The following is a 16,676-nucleotide window of genomic DNA, read 5'->3' on the forward strand; positions in this document are numbered from 1 at the left end:
TACGAGTACATGGACTACCTCCAGGTAGTCCAAGACGGTGTAAACCCGATGGATCGCGCGACGAACTGACGCGTAATATCGGTTCGGCTAAAAATCTCCTCAATTTCTTCGCCGGAGTAGGCATGCGACTGTCCGATTTTATCGTGCAGGAAATGGAGCCCATTCTGGCGCAGTGGGAGGCGTTTGCCGCCACGCTGCTGCCAGCCGCTGGCAACATGGGCACCCTCGCGTTGCGCGACCACGCGCAGCAGATTCTGGAAGCAGTAGCGAGGGATTTGCAGACTTCGCAGACCAGGGAAGCGCAGCACGAAAAATCCTTGGGGAGGGCACCCCGGCTGACGGATGCGCCGGAGACAGCTGCGCAATCCCATGCGGTCCTGCGCGCTCGAGGCGGTTTCAACATCAACCAGCTGGCCGCGGAATACCGCGCTTTGCGTGCAAGCGTGCTGCGTTTGTGGATGGATGAGTGTCAGCCCGATGCGCCTCATCTGGATGACATCATCCGCTTCAACGAGGCCATCGATCAGGCGCTGGCCGAATCACTCGGGTTTTTCAGCACACAAGTCGATCAGGCTCGCAATCTGTTGCTTGGGATGCTCGGACACGACATGCGGAGCCCGCTGCAGACGATCCAGGTGACAGCTTCCTATCTGTCCGCGCTCAACGCGGGGGAGCGCGTTTCAGAAGCTGCAGCCCGTCTGGTGCGCAGCGGCGCCCGGATGCAGGCACTTCTGGATGATCTGTGCGATTTCAACCGAACAAGGCTCGGGCTAGGTATTAACGTCATACCTGCTCCCCTTGATCTGACGAACGTGTTCACTGATGAGCTGGACCAGTTGCGCGCAGTCCATCCAGACCGGCAGATCGAGCTCGAGGTGCACGGTGACGTTCAGGGTGTCTGGGACGGTCCGCGTCTGCAGCAACTGCTCGGCAATCTCGTTCTGAATGCGCTCAGATATGGCGCGCGAGACGCGCCCGTGCGCGTCGTGGTGACTGGCGACGAGGCCGAGGTGCGCTTCGAAGTCTGCAATAGCGGACCAGCCATCGAGGGACTGTTGCTGGAGCGCATCTTTGATCCTCTTCAGCGAGGTCCCGAGCGAAAAATCAACGAGGACGCGCAAGGCAGCCTTGGGCTCGGGCTGTATATCGCGAGCGAAATCGCCAAGGCGCATCACGGCGCGATCGAGGCGCGCTCAGATAAAGAAGAGACCGCATTCGCCGTACGTCTGCCGCGCCGGGCGTAGGAGGCGAGCGAGGCTCGGTAACGCGCATGCCACGAATTATGTGGGCATCTGCTGGTGGTTTTACACCTGCCGAGACGCGCCTATTCCATCGCCGGTCCTCACATACCGACCACGACTGCATGAAGCAAATCCGCAGCATCGTCGCAACAGGAAGGGTGCGCGCCCCGATTACCTATTCGGTTGGTGCTGCTCCATGCGCGCGATCAGCCTCGGTCATTAGAACCCGGTCAGATCTCATCGAGAAAACGCGCGCGTGCACGCTTCGCCGTCATATCAGACCAGGATGGAGTTGCGCGGACGAACTCCGGCTCACGGCATTCGGCCTGGAAGTGCCCGACCGCGCAGCAAGGATCGCAACGGCTGAAGCGGGAAGAACCAAGGTGACAGTCGCCGCCATGGGGGTCTCGCGTCGCCATTATTGTTTCATCGCGCCAGTTGCGTTCGAGTTTGACGCGCCTTGAGGCGACATCGCCTGCTCACGCTTCTGCATCAATGTGCCACTGGCGGGCTTGCTGTTGCCGGCGTCCGCAGCACGGCCCATGCTCTGGCCAGCGGCACCCGGCTGCGCGTTTTGAGTATCACGGTGTGCTGGCGAAGCGTTGCCGGTGTTGGTCTGCGCAAATGCGCAAGCGCTAGCGATGATGGAAATTGCGCTGATTCCTGCCATTATCAACTTCATGATCGTCTCCCGTTCGGACCTGCTTTTCCATCTCTGACCTGCGTGCAGCATGACGCATGCCCGGAGGAAGTGGCGAACAATAAGCGTGCGCTGTTGCCGCGCGCGAGAAGGGGATCGAAATCTCTTGCCATCTTTTACCTTGTGTCAGCGTGTAGGCGCTGCTCTGTAGCGACGGTTCCCGTACGGGCTCATTGCTGACGATGTGATGGGTCACGACCGTTGCATCATTCCAGTCAAATCTGAAAACCCAGGTGGATGGCTCAACCCGGGTTTCAGCAATCTCGCCGCTTTGCATGCCATCCGCTAAGAACGGGACCGGCCGTCCAGCAAACACCGCCTGGCTGCGTGTGTAACGTGTGGCTTCGCATTCCGACAGCTTGGGCTTAGGGCCAGCATCGCGAATCGATGGCTCGCCAGCGCGCCGCGGCGGGGTACTCGGAGTCGCGTGGCGCCCGCGCATAGGTCAGGCGCGCTGCAATGAACCTGTCGACGGTGTCAAGCAACGCCGCTATCGAGGCCGGCTTTCGCAGGAACGCTGTCCAGCAGCGAGTCTCTTCCGTAGGTTCCGGCATAGCCGACAGCAGCACCACCGGTAAGCCGGAAAACACCGCCTGACACTTCAGACGCCGGCAAAGCTCCTTGCCGTCCATTTCCGGCATCTCCAAATCGGTGATAACGAGTTCCGGAAAATCCGTGTGGGCCTTCTGCAGTGCGTCCCATCCGTTCTCCGCGAGCACAACACGGTGTCCGCGACTCTCCAATGCCAGTTGCAGCGCGCATCGGTTTTCAAGGTCATCGTCGATGAGCAGTACGGTGGACATGACACGACATGGTGGAAGGATCCTACTGGGTCTCGCAAGCGGCATACCTAGCAGCGCTCGCTGCCTGTTCGACTACAGTCTCCGTCCAACACGTGGGCGGTCGGGCGACGTGGTTGCGGCATTGCGCTCGCCCGCTTTGCTCTTACCAAAGCAGTAGCGCAAGTCCGCCGCACCCCGTTGACTATATTGGATACTTCGACCGGTGAGAGTCATCGACTTGAACCGGATAATCATAAAACTTCCGTCTGAAAGTTAATCGATTTGGTGTTTTGGTGACGGCTTGGGTCATGTCAGCGATCACAGGAGTTCCTCGCTGCGAACGCGGATGCGCCGCCGACAAAATTCGCGGGACGGCCGATTAACCCGATCAGGCCGCTTTATGCCAAATGAATCGTGCCATTGAAACCGGCCAGTTGTTACTGGTCGGAACGATTGGCGAGTTCGAGTTTTTCTGCCGCCGCGGATCATTGAAAATGGGATTTCACTGACCTAGAATTTTGCGGTTACCCGATGGATATTCACTTCTGCCTGGTGAAAAAACGGTCGTTTTTTCTCGAATTAGTGTCGGATTCTTCCGTCGTTGTTCTGTCTACGCGGGGTAGACCCACATAATCAGCGCACAGTTAATTAACGAAAAACCATAATCCTTGCAAGGCATGAATAACCACGATCGGTTATGAAAAGTTGAAACCTCGGCTGGGTTGTGTAGCGGCGGCAAGCCTTGGACTTGCAGTCGGAAGGGAGTCCGCAATACCGTTTATGTCTGCGGCCGGTCACGACTCTGCGCCAAAAGAATTCGCTGCGGCCTTGCACGTAAATGCAGGGAACTACGTTTGTACAGTATCGCGTGATCGGTTCGATATTCGATCTGAATGAGATCGCAGTGCCGGATTGAAATTTTCGACCTGGAAACGAGGCTATTCACCCTTGGATGCGCAAACGAAATATGGGTGTCCCATGAGGTCTTGTCCATTCTGTCCGAAACACACTGCATTGACAGTTTCGTTGCTTGCCAGCGCCGCGACGCTGGCTCCCGGCACGGGCTTCGCTCAACTGGGATGTTCGGCACGAATCCTGCGATTCTTCACGCAGCAACGATTCTTTCCTATGCTTTAAGCAACGGCGAGCCCGCCGGAGCTGCCATTGCCGAGTCGCAGGACCGAGGGCCGCACGCCTGCGCCGTGACATCGAATCAAAGCAGCCGTTCGCGCATGTTTCGATGATTCACCGGCTACCGGGCGGTCTGGATGGCAACGTTTGGGCTACCCGGCAAACGAACGGAGCGTGGCGATGAAGCGGAGCGAGTCACCCCAGCCGGTCACGATGCTCGAAGCACTGATACCGATCGCTGGCCTCGTCTTTCTCGTCAGTCTGTCCTTCTACCTGTTCGGCGATGGTGGTGCGAACGGGCCGAACCAGGTGGCACTCGTCGTGGCGACCATGCTGGCCGTATTTGTCGGTTGGCGTCGCGGTCATTCGCTCGCTTCGCTGGGCGAGGCCGCGAATGCCAGTGTCAGTTCCGGTATTGGCGCGATTCTCATCCTGTTCGCAGTCGGCGCGCTGATCGGCACGTGGGCGCTCAGCGGCACGATCGTCGCCATGGTCTATTACGGGCTGAAATTGCTGAGCCCGGACTACTTTTACGTCACGGCGGCTGGAATCTGCGCGGTGATCTCGTTCGCCATTGGGACCTCGTGGACTGTCGCGGGTACGATCGGAATCGGCCTGATGGGCATTGCGCACAGCATGGGCCTGAGCCCCGCCATAACGGCCGGTGCAGTGATTTCCGGCGCTTATTTCGGCGACAAGTCTTCGCCGCTCTCGGACACCGCGAATCTTGCGGCCGCTGCCGCGGGTGTCGATCTGTATCAACACGTGCGCGAGACGCTGCTGACATCACTCGGCGCGATTGTCATCACGCTGGCCGTGTTTTATCTGCTTCGCCGCCCGGGCGCCTTCGATGCGAGCGCGGAGGTTGCTGCAATGCAGAGCGCATTCTACATATCGCCCGTGCTGTTCCTGCCGCTCATTCTTGTCGTCGTGCTGACGCTGTTCCGGCTTCCGCCATTTACCACCATCTTTCTTGGCGCATTGGCGGGTGGCGTGGTTGCCGTTTTCGTCGAGCCAGCGCGAGTCCTCGCATTTGCCGCCGCGCGAGAGGGCGTGCCGATCCCGATTGCGATGCTCAAAGGCGTATGGCTTGCGCTTGGGAGCGGCTACAGGTCCACGACTGGAAATCCAGTGCTTGATACGCTCCTCACTCGCGGCGGTATGGACAGCATGTTGAATACTATCTGGCTGATCATCACGGCACTGGCATTCGGAGGGGTGGTCGAGAAGTGCGGTGCGATAGAACGCCTCATTGCCCCGGTAGTCGATTGGGCCAGGAGCGGTGGGGCGCTGGTCGGCTCCCTGGTCCTGGCGACCATCGCGACGAACATCGTTACGGCGGACCAGTTCATCGCAGCCGTGCTGCCGGCCCGGATGTTCAGAAATGCATTCGCGGCACGCGGCTACGCGCCCATCGTGTTATCGCGTTCCGTTGGTGATTCGGCCACGACCACAGGCGCGCTGATCCCCTGGAACAGTTGCGGCGCGTTTATGGCAGTGACCCTTGGCGTGCCGACACTCAGCTATGCGCCCTATGCCGTATTTTGCATGGTAAGTCCGCTGCTGACGGTGGCGATCGCCTACGCGGGTATCCGCATGCCACGCGTCCCTCCAGCCCAAGCCGGGACCTCAACGGCAGGCGGCCCCCCAACTCCGGTCCATGAAGACGCCAAACAGAATTGACGGGTATTCTTACTCGAGTCGTCAGGCACCCTCGCTCGTGGCCGATACCCGGCGCGCGATGTGTTTCCAACCTATTGCAAGCGTTCTTCCGTCCGACGAACCGTCGGCAATACTGTAAGGAGCAGTCAAGATGAAAATGCAACGAAACGCTCCCCGGATCGCGTCCATGATGCTCGCCGCGGCGTTCACACTGGCTCAGGCAGGCGTCGCGGTGTCGCAGACGGCTGCTCCGCAGAGCGCCAGCGAGATGCAAAGGACCGGCATGCCCGAGACGCAGCAGCAGGGCGACATATCGTTCGTGACCGGCGGAGTCGGTCGCGACGAGTCGACTGCGCTGCGGCAGGCACGCAGGCAGTGGCCGTTGTCTCTGCAGTTCACCGGTCCCGGGGCGAGCTATGTGGCCGACGTCCAGGTGAAGATTGCCAAGGCTGGCGGCGCGGCCGTGTTCGAGGCCACGTCGAAGGGGCCGTACATGCTCGTGCGGCTGCCTCAAGGGCGCTATACGGTCAACGCCACTTACGGCAGCGTGACCAGAAGGGAGACCGTGAACGTCCGCGGCAATGGCAGCGCGCGTGCGACGTTCGCGTTTCCGTCCACCCACTGAGCGCGGTCCCGACGCCGCGCCGAAGGTCGCGCGCGTCGCGTTCGTTTGACCCAGCCATAGGCTTATTTGGCTTTTACACGCCAGTATCTGTACTTTTGCGGAACGAAAGCCTCATGCCTTGAGCACGTTCTTCCCCTTCGTCCCGAGCAACGGCAAGTCGCGGATCCGCACACCGGTCGCGTCGTCGATCGCATTCGCGAGCGCCGCGGCGGCCGGGCCTTGCGCCGCTTCTCCGACCCCGAGGAATGGCAGGCCCGGCCGGTCGATCAACAGCACGTCCACGCGTTTGGGTACGGACGAGAAACGCATGATCGGATAAGTGCTCCAGTCATAGCTCGTGATGCGTTGCGGGTCGAAATGCGTTTCTTCATAGAGCGTCCAACTCGTGGTTTGCAAAATGCCGCCTTCGATCTGATTGCGCACGCCGTCCGGATTGACGATCTGTCCGCAATCGACGGCTGCTACGACGCGCTCGATGCTGAGCTCGCCGGTATCGCGCATGACCGTCACGTCCATCGCGACGGCAAGGTAGGCCATCAGGTTCTTGTATTGGGCAAACGCAAAGCCGGTACCGTGCGAGCGCGGGCTCGAGTCGCCCGTTCGCGCGCTGCGGGCTCGCCAGCCGAATTGATCGACTACGGCGCTAATGACGCCATGCGCGCGCGGATCATCGAGATGTTTGAGGCGAAACGCCACGGGGTCGGCGTGCGCGGCTCTGGCGAGCTCGTCGATGAAGCTCTCGATCGCGAACACGTTCATGTGCGCGCCGAGCGAGCGCATGGCAGAGACACGTATCGGCATCGTCGGCACGAAATGATGCTGCACGTGCAGGCTGGGCACGCGGTATAGCGGAACGCTGTTGCGGTCGCCTCCGCCTTCCGGCATCGGAATCGGCTTCGGCGGCGCGGGGGTGAACGGTTGCGCAAGGAGCTGCGCGGGCAACAGGCGGCCCGCATTCTCGATGCGGTTGTTATGCGTGTTGCTCCATAGCTCGTAACGCCAGTCGGCAAGCGTGCCCGCCGAATCGAGCGTTGCATTCGCCTCGACTGTCATGGCAGGGCCGAACGGCTCCCACATGTGTTCCTGTTCGCGCATCAATTGCACGCGCACCGGGCGGCCGGGCAGCTCGCGTGCAACGAGGGCGGCGTCGGCCGCGACATCGTCCGCGCCGTTGTGTCCGTAGCAGCCCGAACCTTCCACATGGACGCAGCGCACCTTGTCGGGTGGCATCGCGAGCATTTCGGCGATGCCCGCACGCAGCGGATAGACGCCTTGCGTATGCGTCCACACGGTCATCACATCGTTGTCGAGCTGCGCGACAGCGCACGATGGCCCAATCGAGCCATGCGTCAGATACGGCCTCGAATAGCGCGCCCGCAGCGTTGCCACAGGCTCGGCCGCGCCCGTCGCTGCGCCCTGATCGGCCACCGCGATTTCCTGTGAAGGCAGACTCATCAGCAGCGCGTGAACGTTCGCCGGATCGGGCAGCGGCGGCCCGGCCTGCCATTGCGCGGCAAGCGCAAGCTCACGCATCGCGAGGATCGCGCGCCATTCGTCGTCGGCGACCACCGCGAGGTAGTTGCCGTTGCGCACGACCTTGATGACGCCGGGCAGCGCCTCGACGCGCCCGCTATCGACTGCGACGAGGCTCGCGCCATAAGACGGCGGCCGCACGACGCGGGCATGCAGCATGCCGTGCGGCCGCAGGTCGTGGACGTAGCTCGCGCCGCCCGTCACCTTGCCCGGTATATCCACGCGCGGCAGCATATGGCCAATCAGCGCGTAGGCCGATGGCGGCTTTTTCGGCGCGTCGGGCTGCGCGTTCTGATGGAGATCCGCGGATTGCACGGCTTCGCCGTAGCTCATGCGTCTTCCGTCGGCGGCAATGACGGCGCCGTCGCGCGTCGTCAGGACCGCTGCGTCGACGCCCAACTGCGACGCCGCGCTCGCGACCAGCAGCGCGCGTACCTGAGCGGCGGCGTTGAGGATCGCGGTGCCGCTGTCCGCCATCGTGTGACTGCCTGCGGTGTAGCCTTCGTTCGGCGTTGCGGCGGTGTCGGCGGTGATCAGCTCGATCGCATGAGGCGCGAGATCCAGCTCTTCCGCGGCGACCTGCAGCAGCGCGGTGCGAATGCCCGTGCCAAGCTCCGCCTTGCCCGTGAATACGCTCACGTGGCCGTCAGGGGCGACCTTGATCCACGCATCGAGCAACGGCGTGCTCTTGAGACTGCCCGGCAGTTTCGGGGCGCTCGCGTTGAAGGTGCCCGCTTCGGTGGTGGTTTGCGCAAGCGCGGCCATGCCGGGCACGATCGCGAAGCTCACCATCAGCGAGCCGCCAACGAGGAAGCGGCGCCGCGCGGGGTCATCGGGGCCGCTGCCGTGAGCGACGGAGGACGGGCGGCCGTCGCTCACGACTGCGCTCCCTCGTCCGTTCGCGGCGAACCCGTGGCGACTTGCCGGATCGCCGCGAGAATGCGCATGTGCGTGCCGCAGCGGCACAGGTTCGGCTGCATGTAGCGGCGGATCTGTTCATCGCCTGGGTGCGGGATTCGCTCCAGCAGCGTGTGCGCGCGCATGATCATACCGGCGATGCAATAGCCGCATTGCGCGGCTTGCTCGTCAATGAAGGCTTGCTGAAGTGGTCCCGGATGTTCCGCGCTGCCAAGTCCTTCGACGGTTCGCACTGGCCGGTCGCCAACGGCCACGACCGGCATGAGGCACGAGAACACCGGTTCGCCGCCGACGCTGACCGTGCAAGCGCCGCATTGACCGAGACCGCAGCCGAACTTCGCGCCATCGAGCTGCAACTGGTTGCGCAGCACGTAGAGCAGCGGCGTTGACGGGTCGACATCGACCGTATGACTGACTCCGTTGACGTTGAGCGTGATCATCGCGGCAGGCCGTCCTTGCGAAAATGCGCGATCGCGCCGGCGTCGAGCGAGGGCCACGCGTCGCGTGCGGTGAAGCGTTCGCGCGTGTAGTTGGCGAGCTCCGCTATCTGGGCATCCGTGAATGTGTTGGCGAATGATGGCATGAAGGGCACGCTATCGCTTTCGTGCCAGTCGATTCCATCGAGGATGATACGGACCATGTTGCGTGGGCTGTCGGCGTTGACGGCCGTGGAAAGGGACAGCGACGGTCGAGCGCCCCCGCTCGACATCGGCGCGCCTTCGGCATGGCACGATGCGCAGGCCGCGGAGAATAGATTCGCGCCGCCGCCGGGCGCGGTGGACACGGGCGCGGCGGAAGCGGAGGGCGAGGCGACCGGATGCTCCGGCATGCCTGGGCCCCCGGACGGCAACGCCAGCAGATACGCGGCAATCGCCTCTACGTCGGAGGCGGACGCGTCGGCGAGCATGCGCGTGACGGGGCGCATCGGACCCGCCGCCGCCCCATGGGCGCTCGCGAGGCCCGTGCGCAGATAGCTGACGAGCTGTGCCTGCGTCCAGGGCGTGGGGCGTGAAGCGAGGTCCGTCAGCGCGGGTGCATCCCATCCGTCGATCGTGCCGCCTTGCAGCGCGCGGTCGCGGCGCTCGGCACCGAGGCGGTCGAGCGGCGTGTGGCACGCACCGCAATGACCGAGGCTTTCGACCAGGTATCGTCCGCGTGCGACGTCAGGCGCTTCGGGCGGGGCCGGCGCTGCTTCGGTACCGGTATCCAGGTAAAAAAGATTCCACACGGCGATGAGGGGCCTGAAGCCGAGCGGGAAGATCAGGTCGTTGTGCGGCGCAGGCGCCTTGACGGGAGCGCGGCTCATCAGCCACGCATACAGCGAGCCCATATCGGCATCGCTGATGTGCGTGAAGTGCGGATAGGGGAACGCGGGGTAGAGCAGATGGCCGTCGCTGGACACGCCGCGCCGCATCGCGCGCGCGAACGCGTCGAGCGACCAGCCCCCGATACCCGTCTCGTTGTCCGGGGTGATGTTGGTCGAGTAAATGATGCCGAAGGGTGTTCGCAATGGCAGTCCCCCCGCGAGCGGCAGGCCGCCCGTCGCGGTGTGGCACGCGACGCAATTGCCAACGGCCGCGAGCTTCGCGCCGCGCGCCGCGGCCGCGGTATCGCTGCCGGCCGCGAAGGGTGCGGTCACGGCAACCGGCGCGGGCTCCCCAGCATGCGCGGTGGGTCCGCCGTATGCGGCCATGAGGGCAACCACGACAACGGCCACGCCTGCACTCGCCACCCGTCCTTTCATCTAGCCTCCATCGCCGAGCCGTCCGCGCATCATGGTTCCAGACTACGTCGCGCGGCTCCAGGTGGCGCAAGCGGCGTTCCTGATATTCGCGGAAGTCTGCGGCTGTCCGCCGCTCCGCGGTTGGCCGCTGTCTACGAGGACGGAAGCTTTAGGGTCGAACAGCGGCAGGTCGCGATAACGGTCTCGCCTAGCCGGCTGCGATCGCGATGGCGATCTGCACGAAAAGCACCTTGACGATGGTCATCGACGGAAAAATCATCGCGTACATGACGTCGGGCTGATCCGTCGGCGCGATGCGGTTGGCGAAGGCGAGAATCGCGGGATTGCCGGTGGCCCCGCAGATCACGCCGACCGATGTATCGAAGGACAGTCTGAAGACCCACAGGCAGCACACAGCCGTGACGCCGACGAGCACCAGCAGCGTGATCACGCCATAAAGCAGCAGCAGCGGTCCGGCAGTGCCGACGGTCGCGACGAACTTCGGTCCGCAAGACAGGCCCACCTGCGCGAGAAAAATCGTCAGCCCGAGATTGCGCAGCACGAGATTTGCAGAGAGCGGCATCACCCACACGAACGGTCCGCTGCGGCGCGCCTTGCCGAGGCACAGCGCGACCAGTAGCAACGCCGCGAGACCCAGGCTGAACGCGCCGAGACCGGGCGCGCGCAGCGGGATCGCGCCGACCAGCAGCCCCGCTGCCGCGCCGATGCCCAGACAGATGAAACTGAGGTCGGCCGTGCCCTTGATCGAATCGCCGAAAAACGCGCGGACCCTCGCGCGATGCGCGCTACTGACGAGCAGGCCGACGCGGTCGCCAGCTTCGAGAATGAGCTCTGGCGTCGACAGTAGATCGGCGTCGCCGCGCCGCACGTGCGCGACCGCGCAGTTCACGCCATCCGGAAAGCGCAGATTGCCGAGCGCCGTGCCGACGACCGACGGACTCGACGCGAACACGCGCATATAGTCCAGGTCTTCCCGATGACTCGAGATACGCCCGGGCTGTAGCTCGCCGCAAAGCGCCGTTGCTTCGTCGAGCGGGCGGCGCTCGGTGGCGGTGGCAAGGAGGACGTCGTCGGCGCGCAGCGTGAAGTCGTCGCTGGGCAGCTGATTGTGATGCGCGCGCCGCACGGCTGCGATCACTACGCCGGCAGGCAGGCGAGTCGAGAGTTCCGACAGCCTGAGACCGAACAGACTGGCATTGCGCAGCGCGATTTCCGCAGTCTCCAGCACCTTCGCGGGCGGTTTCGGTATTTTGGCTTTCAGGACCGAGTTCAGCACATAGAGGAATAGGATCGGCCCGGCCACGCCGAACGGATAGGTGACGCTATAAGCCACGGCGGCATCGCTGCTTTTCATCGATGCGATGGCAACCTGCAGGCTCGCCGTGCTGGTGCCGCTGCCGGCGAACATGCCGAGCGCATCGGCGAGCGTGATGCCGAAATGGATGAAGGCGCACGCCACCAGACCCGAAGCGATCACGCCCAGACATGCGGCCGCGTTGGCCTTCATGCCTTCCCGGCTCGTGAGTCCGCGGAAGAACTGCGCGCCGTACTGAATGCCGATGCCATACAGAAACAGCAGCAGACCGAGCGTGCCCAGCAACGCCGGCGGCGCGGATTTCGGCGCGAACGCGCCGAGCGCCAGTCCAACGAACAGCACGGCCCCCGAGCCTAGAGCCACGCCCTTGATAGTGATTTCGCCGACCAGGTAGCCGAGCGCGATGGTCAGAAAAAGCGCGAACAGCGGCTGAGTTTCGAGGAAAGTTCTGACTGCTTCCATGCCGCCCCCTGTAGGTGCACAAAGCAACGCGACTGAGCGCTTCCACCGGGCACGCCTCGCGTTCGCCGCGCGGCAGTTGCTGACGATATTCGTTGCTGCTATCGCATTGCGCCTGCGAGGTTGCCCGAGCCGAGACCCACGATCAGATCGAGTGCGCCGTTCTTCAACGCTTGCGTCGCGACCACGCCCGCCGCTTTCAATGCGGCCGCGTCGATGCGCGACGCGTCCGATAGCTCGACACGCAACCGCGTGGCCGCCAGCGCGTCGAGCTTCCTGATGTTGGCCGCGCCGCCCAGCGCCGCACGAATCTTTTCCGCGCGCTCCGTTTCCTGCGGCGAGTTTTGCGCCGAGGCGGCCACACCCGCTGGAGCCGCCGCCGCTGCGCCTTCCACACCAGGCACCCCCGCCGCCGGCAAATCCGCTTCGGCGCCCGCTGTCTTCAGATAGTCCTGCATGTCGGTTTTCATGTTCTCCGACAACGGCCCGAAGATCGCCTGCACACCGTTGCCCACGCGCACCACACCCGCGGCGCCGAGCGCCTTGAGCTTGGGTTCGTCGACGCCCGCCGGGTCCTTCACGGAGATGCGCAGCCGCGTGATGCAAGCGTCGAGACTCGTGATATTGGAGCGGCCGCCAAAGGCCAGCACGAGTTCGCGCGAACGTCCTCCCGCGCCGCTCGCGGCAACCACCGCTGTTTCCGCCGCGTCGTCTTCGCGGCCGGGTGTCTTGAGGTTGAAGCGCGTGATGACGAAGCGGAACACGCCGTAATAGATCACCGCGTAAATTGGACCAAGGATGAAAACGTACCACGCGTGCGTGGCCTTCCCACCGATCAGGTTGAACATCAGAAAATCGATGCCGCCTTGCGAAAACGTGAAGCCCATGCGCATGCCCAGTGTGTTCGCCACGAACTGCGCCGACGCCGCGAGGCATGCGTGAATCAGGTAAAGCACCGGCGCGACGAACAGGAACGCGAATTCGATCGGCTCGGTGATGCCGGTGAGGAAAGAAGTCAGCGCGGCCGAGACCATCATGCCGCCGACGGCCACCTTCTTCTCCGGCTTCGCGCAATGCCAGATCGCGATCGCCGCGGCCGGCAGGCCGAACATCTTGAACAGGAACGCGCCCGCCAGGATGCCCGCGGTCCGGTCGCCCGCGAAAAAACGGGTGATGTCGCCGTGAACCGTCCTGCCGGTCGTCGGGTCGAGGTAGCTGCCCATTTCGAAGAAGAACGGCACGTTCCAGATGTGATGCAGGCCGAACGGAATCAGCAGACGTTCGACGAAACCGTAGACCGTCGCGGCGGTGCGCGGGTCGGAAACCGCCGCCCAATGCGAAAAAGCCTTGATCGCGCTGCCGATCGGCGGCCACACGAAAGACAGGATCGCGCCGAGCACGATCGAGCCGATCGCGGTCACGATCGGCACGAAGCGCTTGCCGGCGAAGAAGCCGAGATAGGGCGGCAACGTGATACGGTAGTAGCGGTTGAACATCCATGCCGCAAGACCACCGGCGAGGATGCCGCCGAACACGCCGGTCTGGATCGACGGTATGCCCATGATCGTGTCGGTTTCGACGCCCTGGAGCTTGCCGATCACACCCAACGTGGCCGTCATCACCAGATATCCGATCGTTGCGGCGATGCCCGAGACGCCATCGTTCTCGGTGAAGCCGAGCGCGACGCCGATCGCGAAAATCAGCGGCAGGTTGCCGAAGATCACGTCGCCCGCGTTCTTCATCAGCGCGAGCACGACGGCCGGCACGTAACCGTGAAAGTCGGTGGCGCCGAGTCCGAGCAGCAGGCCGGCCACCGGGAGCACGGCGACGGGCAGCATCAGCGATTTGCCGATCTTCTGCAAGACTCCGAAGGCATGCGAGAACATGGCTGATCTCCTGTTGATCCGCTCACTCGGCAAAGCGCGACAGATGCGCGCGGACTTCCGCGGCGGTGCCCAGACACAGCACCTCGGCGGCGAGCTTCCTGGCTTCTTCGGTCGTCACGCGTGCAAGCTGAGCCTTGATCGAACCGACCGCCGGAATGCTCACCGACAGCTCGTCGATGCCAAGGCCGACGAGCACCGGCACCGCCATCGCATCCGACGCGATGCCGCCGCAAATGCCGACCCATTTGCCATGCTTGTGCGCACCGTCGACCGTCATGCCGATCAGACGCAACACCGCCGGGTGCAGCGCGTCGGCCTGCTTCGCGAGTTGCGGATGGCCACGGTCCATCGCGAGCGTGTATTGCGTGAGATCGTTCGTGCCGATCGAGAAGAAGTCGACTTCGCGTGCGAGCGGCTCGGCGATCAGCGCGGCCGCGGGGACTTCGATCATGACGCCGACTTTCACGCTCGCCGCGCGATCGCCGGCTTCTTCGAGCAGGATCTTGCGCGCTGCCCGCACCTCCTCGATCGCGGCGATCATCGGAAACATCACGTGCAGATGTCCAAGCGGCGCCGCGCGCAGGATCGCGCGCAGCTGCGTGCGGAAGATGTCGGGACGCTCCAGGCTCACGCGCACACCGCGCAGGCCGAGAAACGGGTTGTCTTCCTTCGGCAGCGGCAGATACGACAGCGGTTTGTCGCCGCCGACGTCGAGCGTGCGGACCACGAGCGGCCGCTCGCGGCCAAGCGCTTCGGCGACGGCGCAATATTCGGCGGCCTGTTCGTCTTCGGTTGGCGCGGTGTCTCGCGCGTCGAACAGGAACTCGGAGCGCAACAGGCCCACGCCTTCGGCGCCGGCCGCGACCGCATCGCGTGCTTCCTGCGCATTGCGGATGTTCGCGACGACCTCGACGCGGTGGCCGTCGGCCGTCATTGCGAGTTTGGTTGCCGCGAGCTTTTCGTCTTCGCGTTTGGCGGCCTGGCGGCTGATGCGTTCGCGCGCCTTCTCGAGTTCCTCGGCGCTCGGGTTGCGCCGCAAGCTGCCGCGCGAACCGTCGAGCACGACGGGCGTGCCGTCGGCGAGTTGCAGCGCGCGCGCGTCGATACCGCAGATCGCCGGAATGCCGAGCGAGCGCGCGAGGATCGCGACGTGGCTCGTCGCGCCGCCGCTCGTCGTGCAAAAGCCGAGCACCTTGCTGCGATCGAGCGACGTGGTGTCGGACGGCGACAGTTCCTCGGCAATCAGGATCGATTCGTCCGGCACGTCGATCTGCGCCTGCTTCACGCCGGCGAGCAGCGCGAGCACACGGCGGCCGACGTCGCGGATATCGCCGGCGCGTTCGCGCAGCAGCGGATTGTCGAGCTTTTCGAGCGTGCTTGCCTGGTGCTGGAACGCATCGCGCCACGCGAACCCCGCGCCCTTTCCCGCGCTGATGCTGCTGATCGCGGCATCGTTGAGGCCAGGATCGTCCAGCAGTTCGAGATGCGCGTCGAGAATCTGCGCTTTCGACGGATCGGTGAGCGTCGCCTTGAGCGCCTCGATCTGCTGACGCGCCTGATGCTGGGCCGCTTCGAGTTGCGCCCGTTCGCGTGGCGGCGACTCGCCCGCTTCGTTCACCTCGATGACCTGCTGGCGGAACTGCACGATCTTGCCGACCGAAAGCCCTGGCGAAGCGGATACGCCGATGAATTCGTTGGTGTCGGCGGGAGCCGCTTCGGTCGGTGCTGGCACCGGCGCAGCCGGTGCGGTTGGCGCCGCCGCCGCGGGTGCGGGCGCATCGCCGGGCTTTTCGCCCGATCCCGCGCCAAGCAGACGCGCGACGGTGCTGGCCGCCTCCGCCGCGTCGGGACCGCGGGCCTCGACGCGCAGCTTGTCGCCGAACTTCGTTGCGAGCCCCATGATCGCGACGACGGACTTGGCATTTGCGCTGGCATCGCCGCGCAGCAGCCGGATCTCGGACTTGAATTTCTTCGCCTCGACCGCGACGACCGCGGCGGGCCGTGCATGCAGGCCCGCTGGATTCGGCAGTGTGATCTCGTCGGAGAAGATCGCGCCGGTGGCGCTGGCCGTGTCCTTGTCCTCCATGCTGCCGACCAGCTCGACGTACAGCGCGACGTCGGTGCCGGCGACGACGAGCCCTTTCGCGGGAACGTAGCGTGTGACGAGATCGCCATTGGCGATCACCATTTGCGTGAGCAGGCTGGTTGCTTTTGCGCCGACCGCGATTGGGTCGAAGCGGATCAGCGGCGTGCCCGTCGCGACGGCGTCGCCTTCCTTGACCAACGGCATGAAGCCCTCGCCGCGCAGCAACACGGTGTCGAGCCCGATGTGCAGCAGCACTTGCAGACCGTTGTCGCCGGTGATCGTCGTGGCGTGGCCAGCGCTATGGAGTTGCGTGACCTTGCCGGCAAGCGGCGACAGCAGTTCATCCGAGGTCGGATCGATCGACACGCCATCGCCGACCATCTTCTGGGCGAAGACCGGATCGGGCACGCTCTCGAGAGGAACCAGTACGCCCGACAGAGGTGCCATCAACCCGATGCGCAGAGGACGCTGAGGAGCTTTCATCGCCAGGACTCCTTGTACATTGACGCTCGCCTCAGGTGGCTCGACTCGAGCCGCATGGGCGCGACATTCACACGTGCGGTCGGCACCATTGCCGCTCACGCCGCTCACCCA

11 protein-coding genes are annotated in these 16,676 nt (G+C 64.0%); 3 read left to right on the forward strand and 8 right to left on the reverse strand.

The features are described 5' to 3' along the window. The first annotated feature begins 122 nt into the window (after nt 1-122). Entirely contained in the window at nt 123-1,244 is a 1,122-nt protein-coding gene (locus tag OKW40_RS33050) for a sensor histidine kinase (protein WP_429493381.1), read from the forward strand. Between the two features lie 415 nt (nt 1,245-1,659). On the opposite strand, the gene OKW40_RS33055 is transcribed toward OKW40_RS33050, so the two are convergent. Next, nucleotides 1,660-1,923 carry a hypothetical protein gene (locus OKW40_RS33055; RefSeq protein ID WP_429493382.1) on the reverse strand — a complete coding sequence of 88 codons (264 nt, stop codon included), beginning with the start codon at nt 1,921-1,923 and terminating at the stop codon, nt 1,660-1,662. Nucleotides 1,924-2,306: 383 nt separating this feature from the next. Beyond that, complete coding sequence (locus tag OKW40_RS33060) at nt 2,307-2,744, reverse strand: response regulator (protein ID WP_429493383.1); 438 nt, start codon at nt 2,742-2,744, stop codon at nt 2,307-2,309. A 1,290-nt stretch (nt 2,745-4,034) separates the two neighbouring features. Here OKW40_RS33060 and OKW40_RS33065 point away from each other — a divergent pair. Together OKW40_RS33065 and OKW40_RS33070 are read left to right on the forward strand one after the other, a co-directional pair. After that, complete coding sequence (locus OKW40_RS33065) at nt 4,035-5,537, forward strand: Na+/H+ antiporter NhaC family protein (RefSeq protein WP_429493384.1); 1,503 nt, start codon at nt 4,035-4,037, stop codon at nt 5,535-5,537. A gap of 130 nt (nt 5,538-5,667) precedes the next feature. Further along, nucleotides 5,668-6,141 (forward strand): carboxypeptidase regulatory-like domain-containing protein, encoded by a 474-nt coding sequence (locus OKW40_RS33070; protein ID WP_429493385.1) that lies wholly within the window; start codon nt 5,668-5,670, stop codon nt 6,139-6,141. Nucleotides 6,142-6,252: 111 nt separating this feature from the next. Here the strand turns inward: OKW40_RS33070 and OKW40_RS33075 are convergent, their stop codons facing one another. The 6 genes from OKW40_RS33075 to ptsP form a co-directional block, all read right to left on the reverse strand. Next, a complete protein-coding gene (locus tag OKW40_RS33075) occupies nt 6,253-8,553 on the reverse strand; it encodes a molybdopterin cofactor-binding domain-containing protein (protein ID WP_429493386.1) in 2,301 nt (766 codons plus the stop codon). Then, nucleotides 8,550-9,032, reverse strand: coding sequence for a (2Fe-2S)-binding protein (locus OKW40_RS33080; protein WP_184061893.1), 483 nt, complete (start codon nt 9,030-9,032; stop codon nt 8,550-8,552). Before OKW40_RS33080 ends, OKW40_RS33075 begins: the two co-directional genes overlap by 4 nt. Further along, nucleotides 9,029-10,336 (reverse strand): c-type cytochrome, encoded by a 1,308-nt coding sequence (locus tag OKW40_RS33085; RefSeq protein ID WP_429493387.1) that lies wholly within the window; start codon nt 10,334-10,336, stop codon nt 9,029-9,031. Before OKW40_RS33085 ends, OKW40_RS33080 begins: the two co-directional genes overlap by 4 nt. Before the next feature lie 187 nt (nt 10,337-10,523). Beyond that, nucleotides 10,524-12,113, reverse strand: coding sequence for an aspartate:alanine exchanger family transporter (locus OKW40_RS33090; RefSeq protein ID WP_429493388.1), 1,590 nt, complete (start codon nt 12,111-12,113; stop codon nt 10,524-10,526). A 98-nt stretch (nt 12,114-12,211) separates the two neighbouring features. Next, a complete protein-coding gene (gene ptsG, locus OKW40_RS33095) occupies nt 12,212-13,996 on the reverse strand; it encodes a PTS glucose transporter subunit IIBC (RefSeq protein ID WP_429493389.1) in 1,785 nt (594 codons plus the stop codon). Nucleotides 13,997-14,018: 22 nt separating this feature from the next. Continuing rightward, nucleotides 14,019-16,565, reverse strand: coding sequence for a phosphoenolpyruvate--protein phosphotransferase (gene ptsP / locus OKW40_RS33100; RefSeq protein ID WP_429493390.1), 2,547 nt, complete (start codon nt 16,563-16,565; stop codon nt 14,019-14,021). Nucleotides 16,566-16,676 lie beyond the last annotated feature (111 nt).

The sequence above is a fragment of the Paraburkholderia sp. RAU6.4a genome, assembly GCF_050435625.1.
Lineage (GTDB): Bacteria > Pseudomonadota > Gammaproteobacteria > Burkholderiales > Burkholderiaceae > Paraburkholderia > Paraburkholderia tuberum.

What these genes read in the sequence shown, in the direction of transcription:
- OKW40_RS33090 (WP_429493388.1), bottom strand. Translation starts at nt 12,113, where the DNA reads ATGGAAGCAGTCAGAACTTTCCTCGAAACTCAGCCGCTGTTCGCGCTT.
- OKW40_RS33080 (WP_184061893.1), bottom strand. Translation starts at nt 9,032, where the DNA reads ATGATCACGCTCAACGTCAACGGAGTCAGTCATACGGTCGATGTCGAC.
- ptsP (WP_429493390.1), bottom strand. Translation starts at nt 16,565, where the DNA reads ATGAAAGCTCCTCAGCGTCCTCTGCGCATCGGGTTGATGGCACCTCTG.
- OKW40_RS33065 (WP_429493384.1), top strand. Translation starts at nt 4,035, where the DNA reads ATGAAGCGGAGCGAGTCACCCCAGCCGGTCACGATGCTCGAAGCACTG.
- OKW40_RS33050 (WP_429493381.1), top strand. Translation starts at nt 123, where the DNA reads ATGCGACTGTCCGATTTTATCGTGCAGGAAATGGAGCCCATTCTGGCG.
- OKW40_RS33060 (WP_429493383.1), bottom strand. Translation starts at nt 2,744, where the DNA reads ATGTCCACCGTACTGCTCATCGACGATGACCTTGAAAACCGATGCGCG.
- OKW40_RS33070 (WP_429493385.1), top strand. Translation starts at nt 5,668, where the DNA reads ATGAAAATGCAACGAAACGCTCCCCGGATCGCGTCCATGATGCTCGCC.
- OKW40_RS33055 (WP_429493382.1), bottom strand. Translation starts at nt 1,923, where the DNA reads ATGAAGTTGATAATGGCAGGAATCAGCGCAATTTCCATCATCGCTAGC.
- OKW40_RS33085 (WP_429493387.1), bottom strand. Translation starts at nt 10,336, where the DNA reads ATGAAAGGACGGGTGGCGAGTGCAGGCGTGGCCGTTGTCGTGGTTGCC.
- ptsG (WP_429493389.1), bottom strand. Translation starts at nt 13,996, where the DNA reads ATGTTCTCGCATGCCTTCGGAGTCTTGCAGAAGATCGGCAAATCGCTG.